This is a genomic window from Mesorhizobium sangaii, assembly GCF_014207355.1.
Lineage (GTDB): Bacteria > Pseudomonadota > Alphaproteobacteria > Rhizobiales > Rhizobiaceae > Mesorhizobium > Mesorhizobium sangaii.
Genome location: NZ_JACHEF010000003.1, coordinates 621,607 through 642,589, shown reverse-complemented (window position 1 = coordinate 642,589; position 20,983 = coordinate 621,607). Strand labels below are relative to the sequence as shown.

17 protein-coding genes are annotated in these 20,983 nt (G+C 63.1%); 5 read left to right on the top strand and 12 right to left on the bottom strand.

What is annotated here, in order from left to right:
* The first annotated feature begins 3 nt into the window (after nucleotides 1–3).
* Complete coding sequence (locus HNQ71_RS18185) at nucleotides 4–549, top strand: DUF924 family protein (protein ID WP_184873997.1); 546 nt, start codon at nucleotides 4–6, stop codon at nucleotides 547–549.
* A gap of 28 nt (nucleotides 550–577) precedes the next feature.
* Here the strand turns inward: HNQ71_RS18185 and folK are convergent, their stop codons facing one another.
* From folK to folP, 3 genes are read right to left on the bottom strand one after another with little or no spacing between them, the layout of a single operon-like run.
* Nucleotides 578–1,090 (bottom strand): 2-amino-4-hydroxy-6-hydroxymethyldihydropteridine diphosphokinase, encoded by a 513-nt coding sequence (folK, locus tag HNQ71_RS18180; protein WP_184873995.1) that lies wholly within the window; start codon nucleotides 1,088–1,090, stop codon nucleotides 578–580.
* Nucleotides 1,074–1,433 (bottom strand): dihydroneopterin aldolase, encoded by a 360-nt coding sequence (gene folB, locus HNQ71_RS18175; protein WP_184873993.1) that lies wholly within the window; start codon nucleotides 1,431–1,433, stop codon nucleotides 1,074–1,076. Before folB ends, folK begins: the two co-directional genes overlap by 17 nt.
* Before the next feature lie 3 nt (nucleotides 1,434–1,436).
* Complete coding sequence (folP, locus tag HNQ71_RS18170; protein ID WP_184873991.1) at nucleotides 1,437–2,288, bottom strand: dihydropteroate synthase; 852 nt, start codon at nucleotides 2,286–2,288, stop codon at nucleotides 1,437–1,439.
* A gap of 117 nt (nucleotides 2,289–2,405) precedes the next feature.
* On the opposite strand from folP, the gene HNQ71_RS18165 reads away from it, so the two are divergent.
* Both HNQ71_RS18165 and HNQ71_RS18160 read left to right on the top strand, forming a co-directional pair.
* Complete coding sequence (locus HNQ71_RS18165) at nucleotides 2,406–3,044, top strand: DUF922 domain-containing Zn-dependent protease (RefSeq protein WP_246461625.1); 639 nt, start codon at nucleotides 2,406–2,408, stop codon at nucleotides 3,042–3,044.
* Between the two features lie 210 nt (nucleotides 3,045–3,254).
* On the top strand, nucleotides 3,255–4,733 hold the full coding sequence (locus HNQ71_RS18160; protein WP_184873989.1) for an MDR family MFS transporter: 1,479 nt from the start codon (nucleotides 3,255–3,257) through the stop codon (nucleotides 4,731–4,733).
* A gap of 33 nt (nucleotides 4,734–4,766) precedes the next feature.
* On the opposite strand, the gene HNQ71_RS18155 is transcribed toward HNQ71_RS18160, so the two are convergent.
* The 3 genes from HNQ71_RS18155 to HNQ71_RS18145 all read right to left on the bottom strand — a co-directional run bounded on the left by HNQ71_RS18155 (nucleotide 4,767) and on the right by HNQ71_RS18145 (nucleotide 6,703).
* Nucleotides 4,767–5,795: an NAD(P)/FAD-dependent oxidoreductase gene (locus HNQ71_RS18155; RefSeq protein ID WP_184873987.1), complete on the bottom strand. Its 1,029-nt coding sequence runs from the start codon at nucleotides 5,793–5,795 to the stop codon at nucleotides 4,767–4,769.
* A gap of 84 nt (nucleotides 5,796–5,879) precedes the next feature.
* On the bottom strand, nucleotides 5,880–6,200 hold the full coding sequence (locus HNQ71_RS18150; RefSeq protein WP_095085095.1) for a 2Fe-2S iron-sulfur cluster-binding protein: 321 nt from the start codon (nucleotides 6,198–6,200) through the stop codon (nucleotides 5,880–5,882).
* Between the two features lie 134 nt (nucleotides 6,201–6,334).
* Complete coding sequence (locus HNQ71_RS18145; RefSeq protein ID WP_184873985.1) at nucleotides 6,335–6,703, bottom strand: Hpt domain-containing protein; 369 nt, start codon at nucleotides 6,701–6,703, stop codon at nucleotides 6,335–6,337.
* Between the two features lie 272 nt (nucleotides 6,704–6,975).
* Between HNQ71_RS18145 and HNQ71_RS18140 the strand changes: the two genes are divergently transcribed.
* Complete coding sequence (locus HNQ71_RS18140) at nucleotides 6,976–13,458, top strand: kinesin (RefSeq protein WP_184873983.1); 6,483 nt, start codon at nucleotides 6,976–6,978, stop codon at nucleotides 13,456–13,458.
* A 160-nt stretch (nucleotides 13,459–13,618) separates the two neighbouring features.
* Here the strand turns inward: HNQ71_RS18140 and HNQ71_RS18135 are convergent, their stop codons facing one another.
* The 4 genes from HNQ71_RS18135 to HNQ71_RS18120 all read right to left on the bottom strand — a co-directional run bounded on the left by HNQ71_RS18135 (nucleotide 13,619) and on the right by HNQ71_RS18120 (nucleotide 17,699).
* A complete protein-coding gene (locus HNQ71_RS18135) occupies nucleotides 13,619–14,227 on the bottom strand; it encodes an ABC-type transport auxiliary lipoprotein family protein (protein ID WP_425492240.1) in 609 nt (202 codons plus the stop codon).
* Between the two features lie 79 nt (nucleotides 14,228–14,306).
* Nucleotides 14,307–15,680, bottom strand: a complete 1,374-nt coding sequence (locus HNQ71_RS18130; RefSeq protein WP_184873979.1) for an MlaD family protein — start codon at nucleotides 15,678–15,680, stop codon at nucleotides 14,307–14,309.
* A gap of 14 nt (nucleotides 15,681–15,694) precedes the next feature.
* Entirely contained in the window at nucleotides 15,695–16,510 is an 816-nt protein-coding gene (locus tag HNQ71_RS18125) for an ABC transporter ATP-binding protein (protein ID WP_184873977.1), read from the bottom strand.
* Nucleotide 16,511: 1 nt separating this feature from the next.
* Nucleotides 16,512–17,699 (bottom strand): ABC transporter permease, encoded by a 1,188-nt coding sequence (locus HNQ71_RS18120; RefSeq protein ID WP_184873975.1) that lies wholly within the window; start codon nucleotides 17,697–17,699, stop codon nucleotides 16,512–16,514.
* A gap of 78 nt (nucleotides 17,700–17,777) precedes the next feature.
* On the opposite strand from HNQ71_RS18120, the gene dgcA reads away from it, so the two are divergent.
* Nucleotides 17,778–18,761 (top strand): N-acetyl-D-Glu racemase DgcA, encoded by a 984-nt coding sequence (dgcA, locus tag HNQ71_RS18115; protein ID WP_184873973.1) that lies wholly within the window; start codon nucleotides 17,778–17,780, stop codon nucleotides 18,759–18,761.
* Here the strand turns inward: dgcA and HNQ71_RS18110 are convergent.
* Nucleotides 18,732–19,946, bottom strand: a complete 1,215-nt coding sequence (locus HNQ71_RS18110; protein ID WP_184873971.1) for an MFS transporter — start codon at nucleotides 19,944–19,946, stop codon at nucleotides 18,732–18,734. The two genes, dgcA and HNQ71_RS18110, sit on opposite strands and share 30 nt — an antisense overlap.
* Before the next feature lie 126 nt (nucleotides 19,947–20,072).
* The gene (locus HNQ71_RS18105) at nucleotides 20,073–20,888 is read right to left on the bottom strand and encodes a UDP-2,3-diacylglucosamine diphosphatase (RefSeq protein ID WP_095085153.1); all 816 of its coding nucleotides are present in this window, start codon (nucleotides 20,886–20,888) and stop codon (nucleotides 20,073–20,075) included.
* Nucleotides 20,889–20,983 lie beyond the last annotated feature (95 nt).

Below are 20,983 nucleotides of genomic sequence, written 5' to 3'. Positions count from 1 at the left end.
TGCATGGAATTGGATAGCAGGGCCCTGTCGGTCACCAAATTCTGGCGCGACGCCGGCGAGGATGCCTGGTTCGAGAAGAACGAGGCTTTCGATACGGACTTCCGCAACCGCTTTCTCAATCTCCACTATGCCGCCGCACGGCGTGAATGCGACGACTGGTCGGCACACGCCGAAGGTTCGCTGGCGCTGATGATCCTGCTCGACCAGTTTCCGCGGAACTGCTTTCGCGGCACCGGCCATATGTGCGCGACCGATCCGCTGGCGAAGTATTTTGCTCAAAAGGCCGTCGCAGCCGGCCATGATCTGGCATTGGAACCTGAAGTCCGCGTGTTCCTGTATTTGCCGTTCGAGCATTCGGAGAACCTTGCCGACCAGGAGATATCGGTCGAGCTGCACAAGGCCAAAGCCGAGTTCAACCTTAAATATGCGCTCGAGCACCGCGACATTATCCAGAATTTTGGCCGTTTTCCGCACCGAAACAGGATGCTTGGCCGCGAGACCACACCCCAGGAGCAGGCGTTCCTGGATGGCGGCGGCTTCTCCGGTTAAAGGGTCCTGCTGCCGCCCCGCTCAGGCGTCAGACCAGCCACCAGTCCCGGCCGGACGGCAATCGCTCGATACCGGAAGTGTCGACCGCGACCAGCCGGTCCGCGACGCTGCGGCCACCGACAACCAGGCCCGGCGCGATCTCCGCCAGCGGCGCCAGCACGAAGGCGCGCTCCAGCATGCGCGGATGCGGCACTTCCAGTCCGGTCTGGTGAATGACGCGGTCGCCGAACACCAGAATGTCGATGTCGATCAGCCGCGGCCCCCAGCGCTCCTCGCGCACCCGCTTCAGCCGGCGTTCGGCATCGAGACAGAGGTCGAGCAAGGCGCGCGGCGCCAGTCCGGTGGAAATCTCGGCAGCCGCATTGAGAAAATCCGGCTGATCGAGCTTGCCCCAGGGTGGTGTGCGATAGAGAGAGGAGACGCCAGTGACGCGGGTATCTGCGTCGGCATCCAGCATGCGCAAAGCCGCACCCATCGATTTCGCCGGGTCGCCAAGATTGCCGCCAAGGCTGAGATAGACCGTGCTATTCGGGCCAGACAACGGTCACCTCGACGTAATCGAGCACACCGGGGACCGGGGCGTTTGGCTTGCGCACCGTGATCTCGGCTTTTTTGATCTGCGGAAAACGCGCCGTCAGCGCACGGGCCACCTCGAGTGCCAGGGATTCGATCAGAAAGCGGCGCTGCCCAGTGATGATCTTTTCGATCTCCGTGAAAGCGATACCGTAGTTGACCGTGTCCTCGATGGAATCCTCGACAAGCGCCCGGCCGGGATCGACGGTGAGAGCGGCATCGACATAGAAGCGCTGGCCAAGCCTTTCCTCCTCGTCCAGCACGCCGTGCCGGGCAAAGAACGCGCAATTTTTCATGCGGATGACATACATAACTCAGTTTCTCGCCCGGTCGGTTTGACGCGCCAGCATAGCATCTGCGAGCGCCAACGCGTCCACGTTGAATGCGACATCGTGGACGCGAAACAGATCGGCGCCCTTGAGCCGCAGGATGACGCTGGTCGCCGCTGTTCCGACACCCCTGCCAGCCGCGTCGCGGCCGGTGACGGTGCCGATGAAGCGCTTGCGCGAGGTGCCGGCCATCAGCGGCAAGCCAAGTGCACTGAGCTCGGAAAAGCGCGCCATCAGATCGAGATTTTCCTCCGCCGTCTCCTTGGCGAAGCCGAATCCGGGATCGAGCACGATATGGTCGTCGGCGATGCCATACCGGCGGGCGATTTCCAGCGATTTTCGCAGGAACGCCAACTGATCGGCAATTACGTCCGGCAGCTTCTCGCGGTCCCGCCCGGTATGCATGATGACAAGGCCGGCGCCGGTGTCGGCGGCGACGCGGGCAATGTCGGGCTCGCGCTGCAACCCCCAGACATCGTTGACGATATGTGCGCCGGCGGCGACCGCGAGCCGGGCGGTGTCGGCGCGGTAGGTATCGACCGATATCAGCACCCCGCCGGCGCTCGCCAGCGCTTCGATCACGGGCAGGATGCGGGCCTGTTCGTCGCTCGCCGATATCGCGGCGGCGCCCGGGCGAGTTGATTCCCCTCCCACATCGACGACCAGTGCCCCTTCCCCCATCATGCGCCGCGCCTGGGCCAGCGCCTTTTCGGGGGCGTCGAACAGTCCGCCGTCGGAAAAGCTGTCGGGGGTGACATTGAGGATGCCGACGACCACGGCTTTGCCGCCAAGGTCGAGATGGCGTCCATGCGCCAACTGCCATCGCCTAGCCGTCATTGCTCAGCAACCATGGGCTCATCAACCAAGAGGTCATCAACGATGTGTGATCCGCTGCGGATCAAATCCGTTGCGCTGGCAACGGCCGTAAAGCAAGGTGGTCGAAGAGGCAACATGATGAACCGATCCATGCTTGGCGTGAAACCATCCCTGCTCTGTGTGCTGCTGCTTGCCGCCACGGCCGTCCCGGCCGGTGCGGCCAATCTCGTCAAGACGTACAGCTATTTCGCCATTGGCGGCAGCACCCTCGACGACATCGAGGCACAACTCTCCAAACGCGGGCCGGAGGTGAAAAGCACGGGCACGCGGCACCCGGGCGCCACGCAGATGGCCTTCACCACCCGCATCAGCTACGCCAAGACATCGAACTCCTGCCGGATCGCCGACGCGGTGGTGACCGTCAAGGTGAAGGTGATCCTTCCCGAATGGCGCCGCCCGCGCAAGGCCGATGCCGATGTCAGGCTGTTCTGGGACACGCTGGCCGCCGACATCAGGCGTCATGAAGAGCGCCATGTCGAGATTGCCAAGAACCATGGCCGCGAACTCGAAGAGGACCTGAAAGCCGCCTACCCGCAAAAGAATTGCGACGCCGCCAAGGCCAAGGCCGCCGAAATCACCGCGGCCGTTCTGGCCAGGCATGACCGGGCGCAGCTGCAGTTCGACCGTGTCGAAAGCGTCAATTTCGAAAGCCGCATCCTGAGGCTGCTGCGCTATCGCATCGAACGCATCGAGAACGGTCAGCTGCCGCCGGCCTGACTCGAAACCAGCGGTGCCGGCGCAAGCCAAATCCACCGAAGCGTAGTACCAGTCTTGAAAAACTTTCGGGGGACTGTCGAAATCGGCCTATTACGGCACGACATATAGCAAGCTCGCCAGCCGCGGGCTTCAAATGCCAATGCGATCAAAACGGTCAAACCGGGACGGCCGGACAGTGCCGGTCAATCGCAAGCTTACGGACGAACGATCATGGACCAGGCTGTCGACAAGCAGACGATGGTGGAAACGGCCACGCCACTGAGCGAAACCGAAAAGAACGCCATCATCGCCGGCGTGCTCCTGTCAATGCTGCTGGCGGCACTCGATCAGACCATCGTGGCACCTGCCATGCCGACCATCGGGCATGCGCTCGGCCATGCGCAATACCTGCCGTGGATCGTCACCGGTTACCTCTTGACCGCGACCGCCATGGCGCCGCTCTACGGTAAGATTTCCGACGTCTATGGCCGCCGGCCCACCGTTTATGCGGCGATCCTTATCTTTCTCCTGGGTTCGCTGGTCAGCGCCATGGCGCCCAACATGTTCGTGCTGATTGTCGGGCGGGCGATCCAGGGCGCTGGTGGTGGAGGCCTGTTCACCTTGACACAGACTGTCATCGGCGACCTTGTTCCGCCACGCGAGCGGGCGCGCTACGCCGCCTGGATCTCCGGCACCTGGGCGGTCGCCAGCATCGCCGGTCCGCTGCTCGGTGGCACTTTCGCTGAACATCTGCACTGGTCGCTGATTTTCTGGATCAACATTCCCCTCGGCCTGCTGGCCATGGCGATCATCAACAACCCGCTCAAGAAGCTGCCTATCGCCGCAAAGCAGCATCGCATCGACGCCCTCGGCGCGCTGCTGCTTGTCGTGGCCACGGCATTGCTGCTGCTGGCGCTGAACTGGGGCGGCAGCGAATATCCATGGCTGTCGCGCGAAATTCTTGGGCTGCTGGCCGTCTCGGTGGTTTTCTGGGTGGCGTTTGCCTTGCGGCTGCTGCGCGCGGCCGAACCACTCATCTCGCTTGAAGTGCTAAGCAACCCGATCGTTCTCGCCGGCACTTCGTCGATGTTCCTCTTGCAGGCCGCCAACATAGGTCTGGCGGTCTATCTGCCTGTCTATCTGCAGTCGATCGTCGGTCTCTCGGTCAGCGAGTCGGGTCTGGCGATGCTGGGCCTGCTGCTCGGCACCGTGGCCGGCGCCACGTTCAGCGGACGAACAATACCGCGCTTCGTCCACTACAAGCGGATCGCAATGGTGGGCGTGTTCTTCTCCATCCTATGTCTCGGGCTGCTTGCTCTGGTTGCCGGGCACGCCTCGCTGCTGGTCGTCGAGATCCTGACGATCTGCATCGGCCTGGGCAGCGGGACCACCTTCCCCGTCGCCACCGTATCGGTTCAGAATGCCGTCGATCGTGCGCACCTTGGCGTCGCAACCGGCGTTCTGACCTTCCTGCGCTCGCTGGGCAGCGCGCTCGGCGTCGCCATGCTCGGCGCTGTGGCGCTTGGCTATGGCCTGCCGCTTGCCGGTGAAGGCACGCTTGCCGTCGGACAGGTTATTTCAGTGGTGCCCTTCGTGATGATCTTCCTTGTCGCCGCTGCAACGCTGCTGCTGGCGCTGATCACGCTCGGCCTGATGCCGGAAAAGCCACTTCGCGGCCAGGCCGACCATGCGACGGTGATGGCGGAATAGAAGCGGTCGGCGAAACTGAGCCGATCCAGCGGCTCAGTCGACGACGCCGAGCTTCTTCTGCAGGCTGGTCGATGAGGTCGTGTACTGGAACACGATGCGCTCACCGGGGCTGATGATGCGCTTGGCTGCCTGCGCCATCAGCGCCACCTCGTGGAAGCCCGACAGGATCAGCTTCAGCTTCCCGGGATACCAGTTGATGTCACCGACCGCGAAGATGCCGGGCACCGATGTCTGGAACTTCTCGGTATCGACCGGAATGAGATTCTCGTGAAGATTGAGCCCCCATTCCGCGATCGGCCCGAGCTTCATGGTGAGGCCGAAGAACGGCAACATGCGCGTGCAAGGCACTTCGACATCGCCGTCCGGTCCCTTGATGACAGCCGATGAGAGCTGGCCGTCGGCGCCGGTCAGTCCGGTCACTTGCCCGACCTGGAAATCCAGTTGCTTCATCTCCTGCATGGCATACATCTTGTTGACGCTGTCGGGTGCGGCGCGGAATTCGGGCCGGCGGTGCACCAGCGTCACGCTCTTGGCCACCGGCTGCAGGTTGAGCGTCCAGTCGAGCGCCGAATCGCCGCCGCCGACAATAACGAGGTCGTGGCCGCGAAAATCTTCCATCCTGCGTACCGAATAGAAGACGCTTTTGCCTTCATAGGGTTCGATGCCCGGGATCGGCGGCCGCTTGGGCTGGAAGGAACCGCCGCCGGCGGCAATCACCACCACCTTGGCTTCGAACACCTCATTCTCGTCGGTGGTGACGCGAAAGCTGCCGTCCTCCAGCTTTTCAAGGCTGGAAACCATGCGGTTGTAGGTGAAGTCAGGCTTGAATGGCGCGATCTGCTCGAGCAGTTTGTCGACCAGTCCCTGCGCCGAGATCGAAGGCCAGCCTGGAATGTCGTAGATCGGCTTTTCCGGATAGAGTTCCGCGCATTGGCCGCCCGGCCGGTCGAGGATGTCGATCAGGTGGCACTTCATGTCGAACAGACCAAGCTCGAACACGGCAAACAGGCCGACCGGCCCTGCCCCGACAATGAGAACGTCCGTCTTGGTGATGTCGGTCATACCGTGTGCCTCGCTGCGAAAAACAGCGTGACACTGCATGAGCAATCCGCCGCTGCCAAGCAGCAGCCGGCGAAAATCAGTGTCTCAGCCCTGGCGGGCCGGCACCCGCACGACCAGACCGTCTAGCGCGTCGCGCACCTTGATCTGGCAGGACAGCCGCGAGTTCGGCTGGACGTCATAGGCGAAGTCCAGCATGTCCTCTTCCATCGCTTCCGGCTCGCCGACTTGCGCCGTCCATGCCTCGTCGACATAGACGTGGCAGGTCGCGCAGGCGCAGGCGCCGCCGCACTCCGCCTCGATCCCCGGCACCGCGTTGCGAATCGCGTTCTCCATGACCGTCGAGCCGTTTTCGGCGTCCATGTCGAATTGTGTGCCGTCATGGGCGATAAAAGTCAGTTTGGTCATTTGTCACCTGAACGGAGTCACAGCCGAGATAATCACTCCGGCTGACAAGTCAACTGCGCGCGAAAGCGCCGCTCCTTGACGTTTTTCCGCAAACAGGGTTCAGCGGCTGATTGACGTTTTTCCGCAAACAGGGTTCAGCGGCTGATGGCGGCGATGAAATCGCGCACTTCGTCGATCAGTAAGCCAAGCCGCCCGAGCGTCTGGTTGTCGTCCGGCCGGTGCTCGATCTCGGTGGCGCAATCGGCGATGGCAAAGGCACCGACACCGCGGGCCGAACCCTTCAGCCCATGCGCCAGCAGAAGCCGGTCCTTGATGTCGGCATCGACTATTTTCTCGCGCACCGACAGGGCCTGTTGTACAAACAGTGCCAGCACCTCTTGCTCGAGGCTGCGGTCCCCCATGGTCTGGCGGGCAAGGTGTGCCAAATCGACCGGCCGTGACCGCCTAGGTCCGGATACGTCGCCCCCGGGCATTGAGAAGGCAATGCCGCTTTCGCCACGCATGAACTCTAACTCCGTTTCTTCGGTCGCCCCAAAACGCTAGGCGATTCCAGTGGACAACGGGTTAATGAGTGGCGGGGAAAAATGTTGCGAAAGCGGCGCCGATATCACGCTTCCGTTAACCTTATATTTAAAGTTTTACGTATCTCGCGGAATGCATGTTTTCTTTACCCCCCTGTGTCATTACGATACGAGGGGTCCATTTTCAGCCTCCTGCGCGGGGTACGATAAAAACAGAATTATAAGCCCGCGGCAGCTAGTACAGGGTAGAAGGCATGGCAAAGAAAACAACGACGACGAGAACTCTCGACAACGATGTGGCCAGGGAGCTGGAAAAGGCGCTTGATCTAGACCTCAGCAGTGATGCCGGCGACGGCGACCTCGACATCGCGGCTTCGATGGAAGATCTGGAAGCGCAGATATCGCAGGCTGCCGACGAACTGGCGCGCGAGGGACGCAACGATAAGCCGGCGCCACCAGTCAATCAGAGCCAGGCCGCGCGCAGTGAGGCCGCGAAACCCACGCCCCCGCCCAAGCCTGCCGAGTTACGCCCCGTCGAAACACGCAATGGTGCCCAGCCCGCCGGATTTGCGCCGGCCAACGACGATCGCCAGAAGGACTACAAGACGCTGCTGCACAGCCTGAACAGGCGTGCCTCGAACACCATTTACTGGGTCGTCGCCTTTGTCTCGCTCGCCTGGTTCGCCGGTGCGGGCGGTCTGGCCAACCTCCTCTTCGGACCGAGCATCTGGAGAATCCGCACGCTCGACCAGTTTCTTGCCCGTCCCGAACTGATCGGTCTGGCGGTTGCGGCGATTGTGCCCGTCATCCTGTTCTGGGCCTTCGCGGCGATGATCCGCCGTGCCCAGGAAATGCGCATTGCCGCCCAGTCGATGACCGAAGTGGCCTTCCGCCTGACAGAGCCGGAAAACCTTGCCCAGGATCGCGTCATGATGATCGGCCAGGCCGTTCGTCGCGAGGTCGCCGCCATGGGCGAAGGCATCGAGCGCACGCTTGCCCGCGCCGTCGAACTGGAAACGCTGGTCCACAGCGAGGTCAACCAGATCGAGCGCTCCTATTCGGAGAACGAATCCCGCATCCGTTCGCTGGTCGATGGGCTCGGCAGCGAGCGTGAAGCCGTCGTCACCCATGCCGAGCGCGTCCGCGCCTCGATCACCGGCGCGCATGAGACGCTGAAGGACGAGATCGGCGCTGCCTCCGACATCATCCGCGACAGCATCCTCAATGCGTCGACCAAGCTGTCGATGACGATCACCAATTCCGGCGACACGCTCATCGACCGCATCAATGAAAGCTCTTTGTCGATCTTCGATTCGGTGGAAGGCCGGCTCGATACGATCACCGACAAGCTGTCGACCTCCGGCGAGGCCTTCGCCAGCCTTCTCGACACCCGCATAGCCAAACTGACGGACACCACCGACGGCCTGACGCGGTCGTTGACCGATCTCCTCGACGATCGCACCACCGGCATGGTGTCTCTGCTCGGCGGTGCCGCGCGCACCCTCAATTCTGAATTCGAGGCCAGCCTCAACGGCATAGAGCGGACGCTCGCCGAACGCGGCCAGGCGCTGATCAGCGAGTTCCAGACCCGCGCCGAGGCGCTCGACACCGGAACGCAGAAGCTCAACGCGGCGCTCGAGGCCCGCGCCCGCCAGATCAATGAGACGCTGGTCGAGCGTGCCCGCGAAATCGCGCACACCTTTGCCGAGAGCAAGGACACGCTGTCGGCGATGATCGATCAGGGCAAGACCCAGATCGGCGCCGATATGGCCGACATCGTCACCTCGACCTCCTCTATGCTCGAAGCCCGCGCCAGCGACTTCGCCGGCCGTATGGAAGCCGCGCGTCATGTCGTATCGCGTTCGTTCGATAGCGATATTCAGCGGCTTGCCGACGCCCGCGCTGGCATCGAGGAGGCCGTCGAAAACCACAGCCGCAAGCTTTCGGAAAGCCGTGATCGCATGGCCGAGGCCATGCAGGCCGACCTGGCGAAGTTCGACGAAGGTCGCGCCGGCATTGATGCGGCGGTGACCAACCAGGTGCAGAAGCTGGCCGAAGGCCGCAGCCTGATCGCGCGCGCCCTCGAAGAGGATCTGCGCAAGGTCAATGAATCGCGGGCGGCCATCGATGCGTCGCTCGGCGGCCATCTTGAAAGGCTGGAAGAAGGCCGCAACAGGCTCTCCGCTGCCTTGAACGAAGACTCCGGGAAACTGGTGCAAGCTCGCACAATCATTGATGAAATGGTTGCCGGACACGTCGGAAAGCTGGCCGAGGGCCGCAGCATCCTGTCGCGCGCCCTGGAAGCCGATCTTGGCAAACTGTCCGACAGCCGCGCCAGCATCGACGGTCTGGTCGCCGGCCAGGTCGAGAAGATCGCCGAGGGTCGCGCCGTGCTCGCCAAGGCACTGGAAAACGACATCAGCGGTATCAAGAGCCTGATCGAAGCCCATTCCGCCAAGCTGGCGGACGACCGCACGCAGCTTTCCCAGTCGCTCGACAACGATCTGTCCAGCATACGCGGACTGATCGACAGCCATTCGGGACGGCTGGTCGAGGATCGCAGTCTGCTGTCGCAGACGCTCGAGGCTGATCTTGCCAAATTGGCCGAAAGCCGCTCGAGCATCGATGGTCTGGTTGCCGGCCAGGTCGAGAAGCTCGCCGAAGGCCGCGACATTCTCAAGCGGGCGCTGGAATCCGATCTGAACACGATCAAGGGCGTTATAGCCAGCCAGTCGGAAAGGCTGGCCGAGGATCGCGGGCAGCTTTCACGGGTGCTGGAAGCCGACCTGCAGAATGTGAACAGCGTCATCGCCGACCACATGAACAAGCTCGTTCAGGATCGTTCGACCTTGTCGAAGGCGCTTGAAGATGACCTCGCCAAGCTGGCGGAGAGCCGCTCCAGCATCGACGGGCTGGTCGCCGGTCAGGTCGAGAAGTTGTCGGAAGGCCGCAACATCCTGCGGCGTGCGTTGGAAGCCGACCTTAATGCGATCCAGAGCACCGTAGCCGACCAGTCGCAGAAACTGGTCGATGACCGGGCGCAGTTCGCCCGTGCGCTCGAGGCCGATCTCGAAAGCGTCAACAGCCTTGTCAACAGCCACTCCGAGCGGCTCGCCCAGGATCGTTCGACGTTGTCGAAGGCACTCGAGGCTGATCTCGAAAACGTCAGTGGCCTGGTAGGCAGCCATGCGGAACGGCTTGTCGGAGAGCGCTCGACCCTGTCGAAGGCGCTCGAAGACGATCTTGCCAAGCTGGCCGAAAGCCGTTCCAGCATCGACGGGCTGGTAGCCGGTCAAGTCGAGAAGCTGTCGCAAGGCCGTGACATCCTGCGGCGCGCGCTGGAAGCCGACCTCAATGCGATTACGAGCACCGTTGCCGACCAGTCGCAGAAACTGGTCGATGACCGGGCGCAGTTCGCCCGGGCACTCGAGGCTGATCTCCAAAACGTCAGCGGCCTGGTGAACAGCCATTCGGATAGACTTGTCGGCGAGCGCTCGGCCCTGACGAAGGCGCTCGAAGACGATCTTGCCAAGCTGGCGGAAAGTCGCTCCAGCATCGACGGACTGGTCGCCGGCCAGGTCGAGAAGCTCGCCGAAGGTCGCGATATCCTCAAGCGTGCGCTGGAAGCCGACCTGCAGAAGCTTTCCGCAAGCCGCAGCGATATCGACGACATCATCGCCAGCCATGTCGGCAAGCTGTCGGAAGGCCGCAACATGCTGGCCCGTGCCCTGGAAGACGATCTCGGCAAGCTCGCCGAGACCCGCCAGGACGTCGACCGCTCGCTCTCGGGCCATATCGACCAGATCGCCGCCAGGAGCACTGATATCTCAGCCGCGATCGCTGCCGATGTCGAGAAGATCGAGCAGGCATTCAGTCGCCAGACCGGCGTCATCGAGGAGCGCGCCGGCACCATGGAGCGGGCGCTCTCGACAGGCGTCGACAACGTCCGAGCCGTGCTCGAGAAGAGTGCGGTCTTCGTTGCCGGCGCGTTGCGCGAAAAGGTCCTCGAAGTCACCAGCACGCTGCATGAGCAGGCCGGTGCCGCGTTCAGCGACGCCGACCGCAAGATCGCCGAGCGCGCCGAGCAGACCTCCGCCGCCCTGCTGGCGAGGGCCGAAGACATCGCTCGCACCTTCGAGGAAGCCGATCGTCGCCTCCACACCCGTGCGGAAGATACGTCGAACGCCTTGCTTGCCCGCGCTGATGACACCTCCAGCTCCCTGCTGGCCCGCGCCCATGAAACCGCTGACCAGCTGGCCGCTCGTGCAAGCGAGATCGCCGGCACCTTCGACGTGGCGGACCAGAGGATCGCCGCCCGCGCCCAGGAAACCGCCGATCAGCTTGCCGCCCGGGCTCAGGACACCGCCGACCATATGGCCACCCGTGCAGCCGAGATTGCCGGCGCGTTCGATGCGGCAGACCAGAAGCTGGTCGCCCGCGCTGTCGAAACCGCACAGTCGCTCGCAGCCCGCGCCGGCGACATCCTGCGCAACTTCGAAGGCGCCGACCAGCGGCTCGGTATGCGCATCGGCGAATCCGCCGAGGCGCTTGCCGCACGAGCATCGGACCTCGGCCGTATCTTCGATGCCGCCGACCAGCAATTGGTCTCGCGCATCGCCGAAGGTTCGGAAGCGCTGTCGAGCCGTGCGTCGGAAATCGGCCGCATCTTCGACGAAGCCGATCAGCGTCTGGTGTCGCGCATCGCCAGCAGCTCGTCGACGATCGGCGAACATGCCGAGACCATCGTCGGCGCCTTTGCCGACACCGAGCAGAGGGTCGCCGAACGTGCAAGGCGGACCGGTCAGGAAATGGCCGTGCATGCCCGCGAAATCGAACAGGCGCTTACCGGCGCCGACGAGCGGCTCGCATCGAGCGCGGCGGCTGCGGCCGCCCGTGTCGAAGAGCAGGTCTCAGGCGTCGAGAACCGCCTCGCCTACACGGCCGAGACGATGGGCCAAAGGATCAACGAACAGGTGGCGAATGCCGAGGCGCAACTCGTCTCGCGCGCCAATGTTATCGCGGAGACCTTCACCGCGGTTGGCCAGCATATCGGCCAGAGCACCAACGACGCCGCCAAGACGATCGGCGCCAACACCCGCGAGCTCAACACCATGCTCGCGGCGCGTTCGGCCGAAATGTCGAAGATCCTCGACGAGACCGCGCGGCCGCTGGTCGAGCGCTTCGCCCAGGGCGGTTCTGAACTGCAAAAGAGCATGGAAGAGGTCACCGAACGCGCCACCGAGAAGCTGCGCAGCGAGAATGCCGCACTTGTCAACGCGCTCGCCAACCGCACCGCCGAGACCTTGTCGGCGGTCGAAGGCGCCCGCTCGTCGCTGTCCGACAGCGTCGCCGATCTCATTGGCCGCATGACCACGTCCAGCTCGCAGCTCGGTCAATTGATCGAGCAGGCCGCGGTCAACCTCGGCCAGGTCGACGAACGTCTGAGCGGCAGCACGCAAAGCTTCGCCGCCACCACCGAGAAGGCCGCGCAAACCTTCGCCAGCTCGGCACGGCTGGTCGATTCGAACACGACAAGGCTGACGGAACTGTCGTCGTCCACCTTGCGCGAGGTCGCTTCGATCGCCACCAAGTTCGACGAACACAGCCGCCTGCTGGCCAGCGCCTCGGACCTGCTGAGCTCGGCTCAGAGCAACCTCGAGCACACGCTCGAAAGGCAGTCGTCGCTCGAGGATCTCGCCGTCGGCCTGGTCAAGAAGTCGGAAGATCTCGAAAGGGTCATGCGCTCGTTCGAAAATCTCGTCGGCCAGACGCTGCAGAACGCCGAGGGCAAGACGATGGAGTCGGCCGACAAGATCCGCAACGCCATCACCGATGTCGTCGATTCGGCGACCAAGCGCTTCGCCGATGCGACCGAAGAGATGCGGCGCACCGCGGGCTCGATCAAGAGCGAGCTCGACCTGACACGCGCCGAGCTCAAGAAGGGCGTCATCGAGATGCCGGAAGAGGCAAAGGAATCGACCTCGGCCATCCGCCGTGCCGTTTCCGAGCAGATCAACGCCCTGAAAGAGCTTTCGGAGATCGTTGCGAAGTCGGGCCGCGGCGGCGGCGATGCCTCCGAGCAGCGCAATCTGCGCCCGGCGCCGCAAGCGCCGGCCGCACGCCCTGCCGAGCCACCACGGCGTGCACCACCGGCGCCGCAGCCGGAGCTGCGCACACCCCAGGCACCGTTGGGCGGCACCCCATTGCGCGGCACGCTCGATCTGGAGCGTCCGGCCGAGGCGGCACCGCGCCAGCGTGCCGATGCCGGCGCCCGTACACCACAGGGCGGCTGGGTGCGCGATCTCCTGACCGGGGCATCGCGCGAAGAGGACGCCAGACCGGCAACGCCCGCGGAAGCACCGCGCGCGGCTCCTGCCCAGCGCTCGCCGCTGCATGTCGTGGAATCGCTGAACTCGCTCTCCGTCGACATCGCGCGGGCCATCGACCACGATGCTTCGATCGAACTGTGGAACCGCTACCGGCGTGGCGAGCGTGACGTGTTCACGCGGCGGCTGTACACGCTGAAGGGCCAGCAGACGTTCGACGAGATCCGTCGCAAGTATCAGGCGGAGGCCGAGTTCCGCACTGCCGTCGACCGCTACTGCGACGATTTCGAGAAGCTGCTCAAGGATGTCTCGCGCAACGACCGCGACAACATCATGGCGCAGACCTACCTGACGTCGGACACGGGCAAGGTCTACACCATGCTGGCCCACGCCAGCGGTCGCCTGCATTGATCACCCGGTAGGGCAAAAGAAAAAAGGCGGGAAACATCCCGCCTTTTTTCGTTTCAGCCGATTTTGTGCTCGTCGGCGCGTCCGCAAGCGCCGCGTCCCTTGCACGGCTTCAGGCGCCAGCATTTTCAGAAACGTTGGGCGATCAAAGCTTTTACGGCGATCAGATGATCGTATCCGTCCAACGCACGATCTGCTTGGCGGTATCTCCAAACGCGCTGTCGAGCGCGCTGACATAGGCAGGATTGCCGCTGCCTGAAACTGGCGCCGATGCGGTGAAGCTCTTGGAGGCACGCACCTCTCCATTGCGGTCGTTCAATATCCGCACGAACAGGTTAACCTCTGCGTGCTCGCCGCCGTCGACGCGGACTTCGAAAGACCGGACCTCGACGATCACCTGGTAGTCGATCGCCAGGCCCTCGCCCGGCTTGCCGACGCCGGCAAAGCTGCCCGAACGCTGGAATGTCTCGGCCAGCCGCGCCTGCACGATCAGCGGCAGCCGGTCGGCCCATTGCGCGCCCTTGAGATACTGGATCGAGCGATCCGACGGCTTGATGACGATGTTCTGGCTATCCAGCGCCTTGAGCGCCGATGGTTGCGCGATCAGGATTTGTCGGCGGCTGTGGCCATGCGCGTCGACCGAAGGCGCCGACAGCTCGAAGGTATCGAGCGGCGCAGGCTTGCCGCCCAGCACCGCGCAACCCGCGAGTGTCAGGGCAAACAGTGCCGCAGCCGATGTCAACCCGCCCGTTCTCACCCACACAGACTTCACGCGCGATCCCCGTTGTCCCCGGATCGTAAGATCAACCCGCTTTCTTGGCTCATGTTCTTGGGGCGTGCCGAGCCCGAAGTCAACGCCGCGCCCTGCCATCGAATTGCCGGACCTCGCCATCGCCACCCGAAAGGATGCGCTGCGGATTGCGGCTGAGATCCGTTACGGCTTCCTCGATGCGGCTGATCGAACGACGGCTGTCCTGCACCAGCGCCTCGACATTCGAAAGCCCCTGGCCCGAGAAGCGTGCCAGATTGTCGGTAATGACGCCCAGGCGCGAATTCAAAGTGTCGGCAACCTGCTTGAACGACTTCAGCGTATTCCTGGCGTCGGCCATCACGCCGTCGGCCTGCCCTGACCCGAGCAAGGTGTCGACCTTGGCGAGGATGCCGTCGACACGCACCGAGGCATCGTTGAGCCGCTGCGCCAGTTGCTTGGCATCCTTGATCGTCTGGTCGATGTCGTCGGCCCGGTTGGCGAATTTGTCGGTCACCTCGGCGATGTCGGCGGCGGCCTTGTCGGCGTTTTCGCTGGCTTTCTGGATGTTGGCCAGTGCGGAGCGTACCTGCGCCGGATCGATGCCATCGAGCACGCCGTCTACCTTGGCCAGCGTGCCTTGCGTCTTCTTGGCGAAATCGTTTACCGACCCGACCGCGGTGTCGACATTCTTGATCACGCCGTCGAGCTGCGTCGACGTCTGCTTGAGATTCGCGGTTGCCGCATCGACGTTGGCGACGATGCTCTTGATCTTGTCCTTGTCGACGGCGTTGAGCAGCCCTTCGGCTGCTTTCAGCGTGCCGTCGAGCTTGCCGGAAACGCCTTTCAGCTCGTCGGAAAGCGCACTGACGCTGGACAGGAACTTGTCGATGCCGTCCGAATTCTTGGCCAGCGCATCGGAGAAGGTCTGCGCGTTCTTGACGGTTTGCGTCAGCGGCCCTCGAACGTCCTTGGTGAAGCCTTCAAGCTCCGAAAGCACCTTGTCGGCGCGGCTGAAGATGTTCTGCGCCGTCTGCAGCAGATTGGTCACCGCCGATGGGTTGGCAACGATCTCGGCGACCTTGCCTTCCTTCTCGGCCTGGTCGAGGAGCTTTATTTCCTTAGGGTCAGCGCCCTTGAGTTCAATATTGGCCTGTCCGGTGAGGCCGGCGAGGCCGATATCGGCCTGCGTCGACTTGGTGATCGGCGTCAGGCGATCGATCTCGGTGTCGGCGATGGCGACGGTCGGATTGTCGACATCGATATAGACGCGCCTGACGTCACCGACCTTGACGCCGTTGAACAGCACGAAACTGCCGCGGCCAAGCCCGGAAGCAGAGCCCGGGATACGCACGCGCAGCAACGTGGTCTCGCCCTTGTCGCCGATCGCCGCCGTCCAGTAAACGAAGGCAAACGCCGCCAGGATCGCGGCCAGCGTGAAAATGCCGACAATAACGTAGTTGGCTCTGGTTTCCATTGTCCCACTTATGGCTATGCGCGCGCCGCAAGATCAAGTTGCCGGGCGCGTTTTCCGCGGAAATAGGACTTTACCCACGGCTCCTCGCTCTTCAGCATGTCGTCTATGGCGCCTTCGACCAGCACTCTCTTCTTGCCGAGCACAGCCACGCGATCGCAAGCGGTGAAAAGCGTGTCGAGATCGTGCGTCACCATGTAAACAGTCAGGTCCATCGTATCGCGCAGCTTGACGACCAGTTCGTCGAACTCCGCCGCGCTGATCGGATCGAGGCCGGATGTTGGCTCGTCGAGGAAGACGATGTCGGGGTCGAGCGCCAGCGCCCGTGCCAGCGCCGCCCGCTTGATCATGCCCCCGGAAAGTTCGGACGGGAATTTCTGCGCGGCGTCCGGCGGCAGCCCGACCAGCTCGACCTTGAGCATCGCCAGTTCGTCCATCAGCTTTCGCGGCAGGTCGAGATATTCGCGCATCGGCACCTGGACGTTTTCCAGCACCGTCAGCGCCGAAAACAGGGCGCCGTGCTGGAACAGCACTCCAAGCCGCATGTCAATGCGCAGACGCTCCACATCGCTCGCCTTCTCGACATCGACGCCGAACAGCTTGATCGTGCCCGACTGCTTGCGCGTCAGGCCGAGAATGGTGCGCAGCAGAACGGATTTGCCGGCGCCCGAGGCGCCGACAAAGCCGAGGATCTCACCTCGCCGGATATCGAGCGACAGCTTGTCGAGTATGAGCTTGTCGGCGAAGGAGACGGTGATGTCGTGCGCCGAAAGCACGATGTCGCCCTCGCCCGTTTCGTCCGCGACCGCCCTTGTCCTGCTGCGCAACGTCATCTCAGAACTCGATCGCTGCGTAGAAGATGGCGAAAAGCCCATCGAGGATGATGACGACGAAGATCGACTTCACCACCGAGGCGGTGACGTGCTGGCCGAGCGATTCGGCGCTGCCGCCGACCTTCATGCCTTCGACCGAGGCAATCGTGCCGATGATCATGGCCATGAACGGCGCCTTGATCAGGCCGGCGAAAATGGTGCTGAGATCGATGGCGACGCGCAGCCGGTCGATGAAGGCGGCAGGCGCTATATCGGAGTACAGCCACGCCGCGACGATGCCGCCGCCGAGTGCCGCGAAATTGGCGATGATGGTGAGGCACGGCAAGGCGATGACCAGCGCAACCAGGCGCGGAAAGACCAGCACGCCGATCGGGTTGAGGCCGATGACCTTTAGCGCATCGACCTCCTCGCGCATCTTCATCGAGCCGATCTCGGCGGTGATCGCGCTGCCGGAGCGGCCAGCGATCATGATCGCCGTCATCAGCACGCCGAGCTCGCGCAGGATCAGCACGCCAACCAGGTCGACGACGAAGATATCGGCGCCGAAGTAGCTGAGCTGATAGGCGCCTTGCTGGGCAACGATGGCGCCGACGATCGCCGACATCAGCACCACCACCGGTATGGCGCCGACGCCCATGCGATCGATCTGGTTGAAGATCGCCGCCGGGTTGACGGCATGGCCGCGGCCGAGCTTCATCTGCGCGCCGCGGATGGTGGCGCCGAGGATGTTCATCGAGGCGAGGAAGTCGTCGCGCATCTCATATACGCGCCGGCCGACGGCCTCCAGCGCGCGAATGATGATGTTGGGTGGCCGCGCCGGACCGGATTCGGGTTCGCGCCGGACGGCCTCGCCCACTGCGTCGAGCAGGATGTTGGCAATCTCGCTCTGGCCTTGCAGGCTGATCTTGACGCCCTTCTTCTCGAAGGCACTGACCAGCCGGTCGATCAGCCAGGCGCCGGCGGTGTCCATCTTCTCGATCTTCGAAAGATCGAGCGCCAAAGTCTTGAAACCACTTCGTTTCTCGATCTTGCGCATATCGGCGTCAATCAGCGCGACGGTCCGTGTCGTCCAGACTCCAGAGAAGGCGCAGCCGAGAATGCCGTCCTCCTCGCCGATCGCCACGCGCGGTTCGTGGTCAGCCTCTCCCGCGGTCGTGCCGCTTGCGTCGCGCTTGCCGATGGTCAACATGGCGTCCTGTTTAGCCTGACGGAGCCAAGCTGTCGATTTGCCGACTCGCCCGTTGTTGCATAGCCGGAGCAGAAAAAAATGGCGCGTGTCATTTCGGTTGAGGCAGAACGTTTCCCGATCGCCGGAACCTTCACCATTTCACGCGGTTCCAAGACCGAGGCCGAGGTCATCACCTGCACGATCAGCGAGGACGGCCACGCTGGTCGCGGCGAATGCGTTCCCTACAAACGCTATGGCGAGACCATGGATGGCGTCCGTGAGGCGATAGAGGCCATGTGGGACCGGATCGCCGGTGGGATCAGCCGGATCGCGCTGCTCGATGCCATGCCGGCTGGAGCCGCCCGCAACGCTATCGACTGCGCCCTGTGGGACCTGGAGGCAAAGCTCAGCGGAACATCGGTGGCTGCTGCCATTGGCGCTCAACCGTTAAGGGCACTTGAAACGGCCTACACGTTGTCGTTGGGCGAACCGGAGGCGATGGCGGCGCAGGCGCGTGCCAATGCGGCGCGACCGCTGCTCAAGGTCAAGATCGGCGGCGACAACGACATCGCCCGGATCAGCGCCGTCAGGCAGGCCGCCCCCAAAAGCCGCATCGTCCTCGACGCCAACGAGGGCTGGACCGACGACAACATCGTCGCCAACCTCGCCTTTGCCGCCGAGCTGGGCATCGCGCTTATCGAACAGCCGCTGCCGGCCGGCAAAGACGAGATCCTGCGCCATATCGCGCATCCCGTGCCGATCTGCGCCGATGAAAGCGTGCATGAGGCTGACAATCTCGAAGCGCTGGTCGGCTTCTACGATGCCGTCAACATCAAGCTCGACAAATCGGGCGGGCTGACAGCGGCGTTGGTGCTGCGCGGTCGCGCCCGCGAACTCGGTTTCGGCGTGATGGTCGGCTGCATGGTCGGCACGTCGCTGGCGATGGCGCCTGCGGTGCTGCTCGCCCAGGATGCCGATTTCGTCGACCTCGACGGTCCGCTGCTACTTGCCGGCGACCGTGTGCCCGGCCTTGTCTATCAAGGATCGCTGATGTCACCGCCTGATACGGCGCTGTGGGGCTGAGCGCGCCGCAAGCCCGATCAGCACCAGTCCGATCAATGCGATCGGGATCATGGCAAAAAAGCCGTCGACGCCGAAACGGTGGTAAAGCGGGCCGGACGCCAGCGTCACCACCGCCATGAAGAAGCCGTTGGAGAAATAAGCGATGCCTTGGGCAGCACCCGTCCGCTCCTCGGACACCGTTTCGCCAATCATCTTCTGCAGGCCGATCAACACCAGCGCCACCGAGACCGAATGCAGCGTCTGGACGCCGAAAAAACCGGCAACGCCGAGGCCGAGCGGCCACACAAGCGGAAAGGCGATCCAACGCACGATGGCCCCGATACCCGCCATCACCATGATCGAGACGACGGAGAACGAGCTGAAATAGCGGGTGAACATCATGAACATGCAGACTTCCGCTACCACGCCCCAGGCCCATAAAAGGCCGACAACCGAATCGCTGAGGCCGATCGATTTCCAGTAGATGGAGACGAAGCCGTACAGGAATGCGTGGCTGGCGGTGATGACGCCGACACCGATCGAAAAATACAGGAAATATGGGTTGAGAAGCTTCGGCGCGACATGCTGGATGTCGGTGGCCGACAGCGGCGAGGCGCGTCGCGGACGGCCGAGACGCGGCGCCAGCAAGCCGGCGGCAAGGGCCGCGGCAAGTGATACGAAAATGATCACCGGAACAGCCCCGGAGCCGGTTGCCGACAGGATGAAGCCACCGGCGACATTGGCGAACAGATAGGAGATCGAGCCCCATTTGCGCATGCTCGTATAGTTCGAGCCAAACCGGCGCACACCAGAAAGCGCCAGGGAATCCGCGAGCGGCGAATGCGGCGTCCAGACGATGGTCAGCGCCAGCGACACCGCCAGCACCATGGCGTAGCTCGGCGTCAGGAAATAACCGGCCGACAGTAGCAGCGACGCCGCCACCAGCGCGATGTAGACATTGGCACGGTCCCTGGCCCTGTCGGCAAGTGATGTCAGCAATGGCGTCGTCACCACGCGCAGGAACATCGGGGCCGCCAGAATGACGGCGATCTGCTCCGCGTGGAAACCCTGGGCCTCCAGCCACAGCGGAAAATACGGCACATGCGTTCCGAGCGGCACGAACAACGTCGCGAAGATCAGGCTCATGCGCAGTTCGAAATGGCGCGGCTTGACGAGTTGTTCGGGCGACAGCGGCGGCAGCGACATGAATCGATCCAATAACGCTGCACTCGACCGGACGGCAACGTGTATCGATCCCTTAACATGGGTGAAAACCGGGCGAAACCGGTTGGCCTAATCGATTGATCTCCCAAAACCCGCCGTGAGGTCGCGTCAGGCCGCCTGCCCGACCCGGTCTTCGAGGAGCAACGGGATAAAGGGTTCGTCCGGCGCCTCGGGCAGCACCTGCGCCCAGGTCAGGATTTCCATCCGGCCGTCAAAATGCTCGACCACCGCCGTACAGCTTTCCACCCAGTCGCCGGTGTTGATGTATTGGACGTCGCCAAAATTCTCGATGGCGGCGTGATGGATATGACCGCAAATGATGCCGTCGACATGCGAGCGGCGCGCCTCTTCCGCAAGCATGGTCTGGAACGAGCCGATGAAGTTCACCGCCTTCTTGACGTTGACCTTGGCCCAGGACGAGAACGACCAGTATGGCAGGCCAAGCAGTTGGCGCAGCCGCGTCACCACGCGGTTGACCAGCATGGCCGCGTCATAGGCGTGATCGCCGAGATAGGCGAGCCAGCGCGCATTGTGGACGACGGTGTCGAACTGGTCGCCATGGATGACGAGCAGCCGCTTGCCGTCGGCGGTCTCGTGTATGGCGCGGTCGGCGACCACGATGCCGCCGAAATGCACGCCCTGGAACTGGCGCGCGAACTCGTCATGATTGCCGGCGATGTAGGTGATGTTGGCGCCCTTGCGCGCCTTGCGCAGCAATTTCTGCACGACGTCATTGTGGCTTTGCGGCCAGTGCCAGCTTCGCCGCAGCCGCCAGCCATCGACGATATCGCCGACCAGATAGATGATGTCGGCGTCGTGATATCTAAGGAAATCGATCAGGAATTCGGCCTTGGCCGCCTTCGAGCCGAGATGGACGTCGGAAATGAACATGCTGCGGAAAGTGCGGGGCTCTTGGCCGGACATCGCGATTTCACCCTTGCTTTCGCGCAGGCTATGCCCCGATTCATGCAACAACCGTATGACGGTTGCGATTGGTCCAGCCAAAGGACTAGCTTGCC

Bases quoted from the DNA above. Each gene is read 5' to 3' on its own strand.
- folP (WP_184873991.1), bottom strand. From the start codon at position 2,288: ATGACGGCTAGGCGATGGCAGTTGGCGCATGGACGCCATCTCGACCTT.
- HNQ71_RS18150 (WP_095085095.1), bottom strand. From the start codon at position 6,200: ATGACCAAACTGACTTTTATCGCCCATGACGGCACACAATTCGACATG.
- HNQ71_RS18165 (WP_246461625.1), top strand. From the start codon at position 2,406: ATGAACCGATCCATGCTTGGCGTGAAACCATCCCTGCTCTGTGTGCTG.
- folB (WP_184873993.1), bottom strand. From the start codon at position 1,433: ATGTATGTCATCCGCATGAAAAATTGCGCGTTCTTTGCCCGGCACGGC.
- HNQ71_RS18160 (WP_184873989.1), top strand. From the start codon at position 3,255: ATGGACCAGGCTGTCGACAAGCAGACGATGGTGGAAACGGCCACGCCA.
- dgcA (WP_184873973.1), top strand. From the start codon at position 17,778: ATGGCGCGTGTCATTTCGGTTGAGGCAGAACGTTTCCCGATCGCCGGA.
- HNQ71_RS18140 (WP_184873983.1), top strand. From the start codon at position 6,976: ATGGCAAAGAAAACAACGACGACGAGAACTCTCGACAACGATGTGGCC.
- HNQ71_RS18110 (WP_184873971.1), bottom strand. From the start codon at position 19,946: ATGTCGCTGCCGCCGCTGTCGCCCGAACAACTCGTCAAGCCGCGCCAT.
- HNQ71_RS18130 (WP_184873979.1), bottom strand. From the start codon at position 15,680: ATGGAAACCAGAGCCAACTACGTTATTGTCGGCATTTTCACGCTGGCC.
- HNQ71_RS18185 (WP_184873997.1), top strand. From the start codon at position 4: ATGGAATTGGATAGCAGGGCCCTGTCGGTCACCAAATTCTGGCGCGAC.
- HNQ71_RS18105 (WP_095085153.1), bottom strand. From the start codon at position 20,888: ATGTCCGGCCAAGAGCCCCGCACTTTCCGCAGCATGTTCATTTCCGAC.
- HNQ71_RS18155 (WP_184873987.1), bottom strand. From the start codon at position 5,795: ATGACCGACATCACCAAGACGGACGTTCTCATTGTCGGGGCAGGGCCG.
- HNQ71_RS18145 (WP_184873985.1), bottom strand. From the start codon at position 6,703: ATGCGTGGCGAAAGCGGCATTGCCTTCTCAATGCCCGGGGGCGACGTA.
- HNQ71_RS18125 (WP_184873977.1), bottom strand. From the start codon at position 16,510: ATGACGTTGCGCAGCAGGACAAGGGCGGTCGCGGACGAAACGGGCGAG.
- HNQ71_RS18120 (WP_184873975.1), bottom strand. From the start codon at position 17,699: ATGTTGACCATCGGCAAGCGCGACGCAAGCGGCACGACCGCGGGAGAG.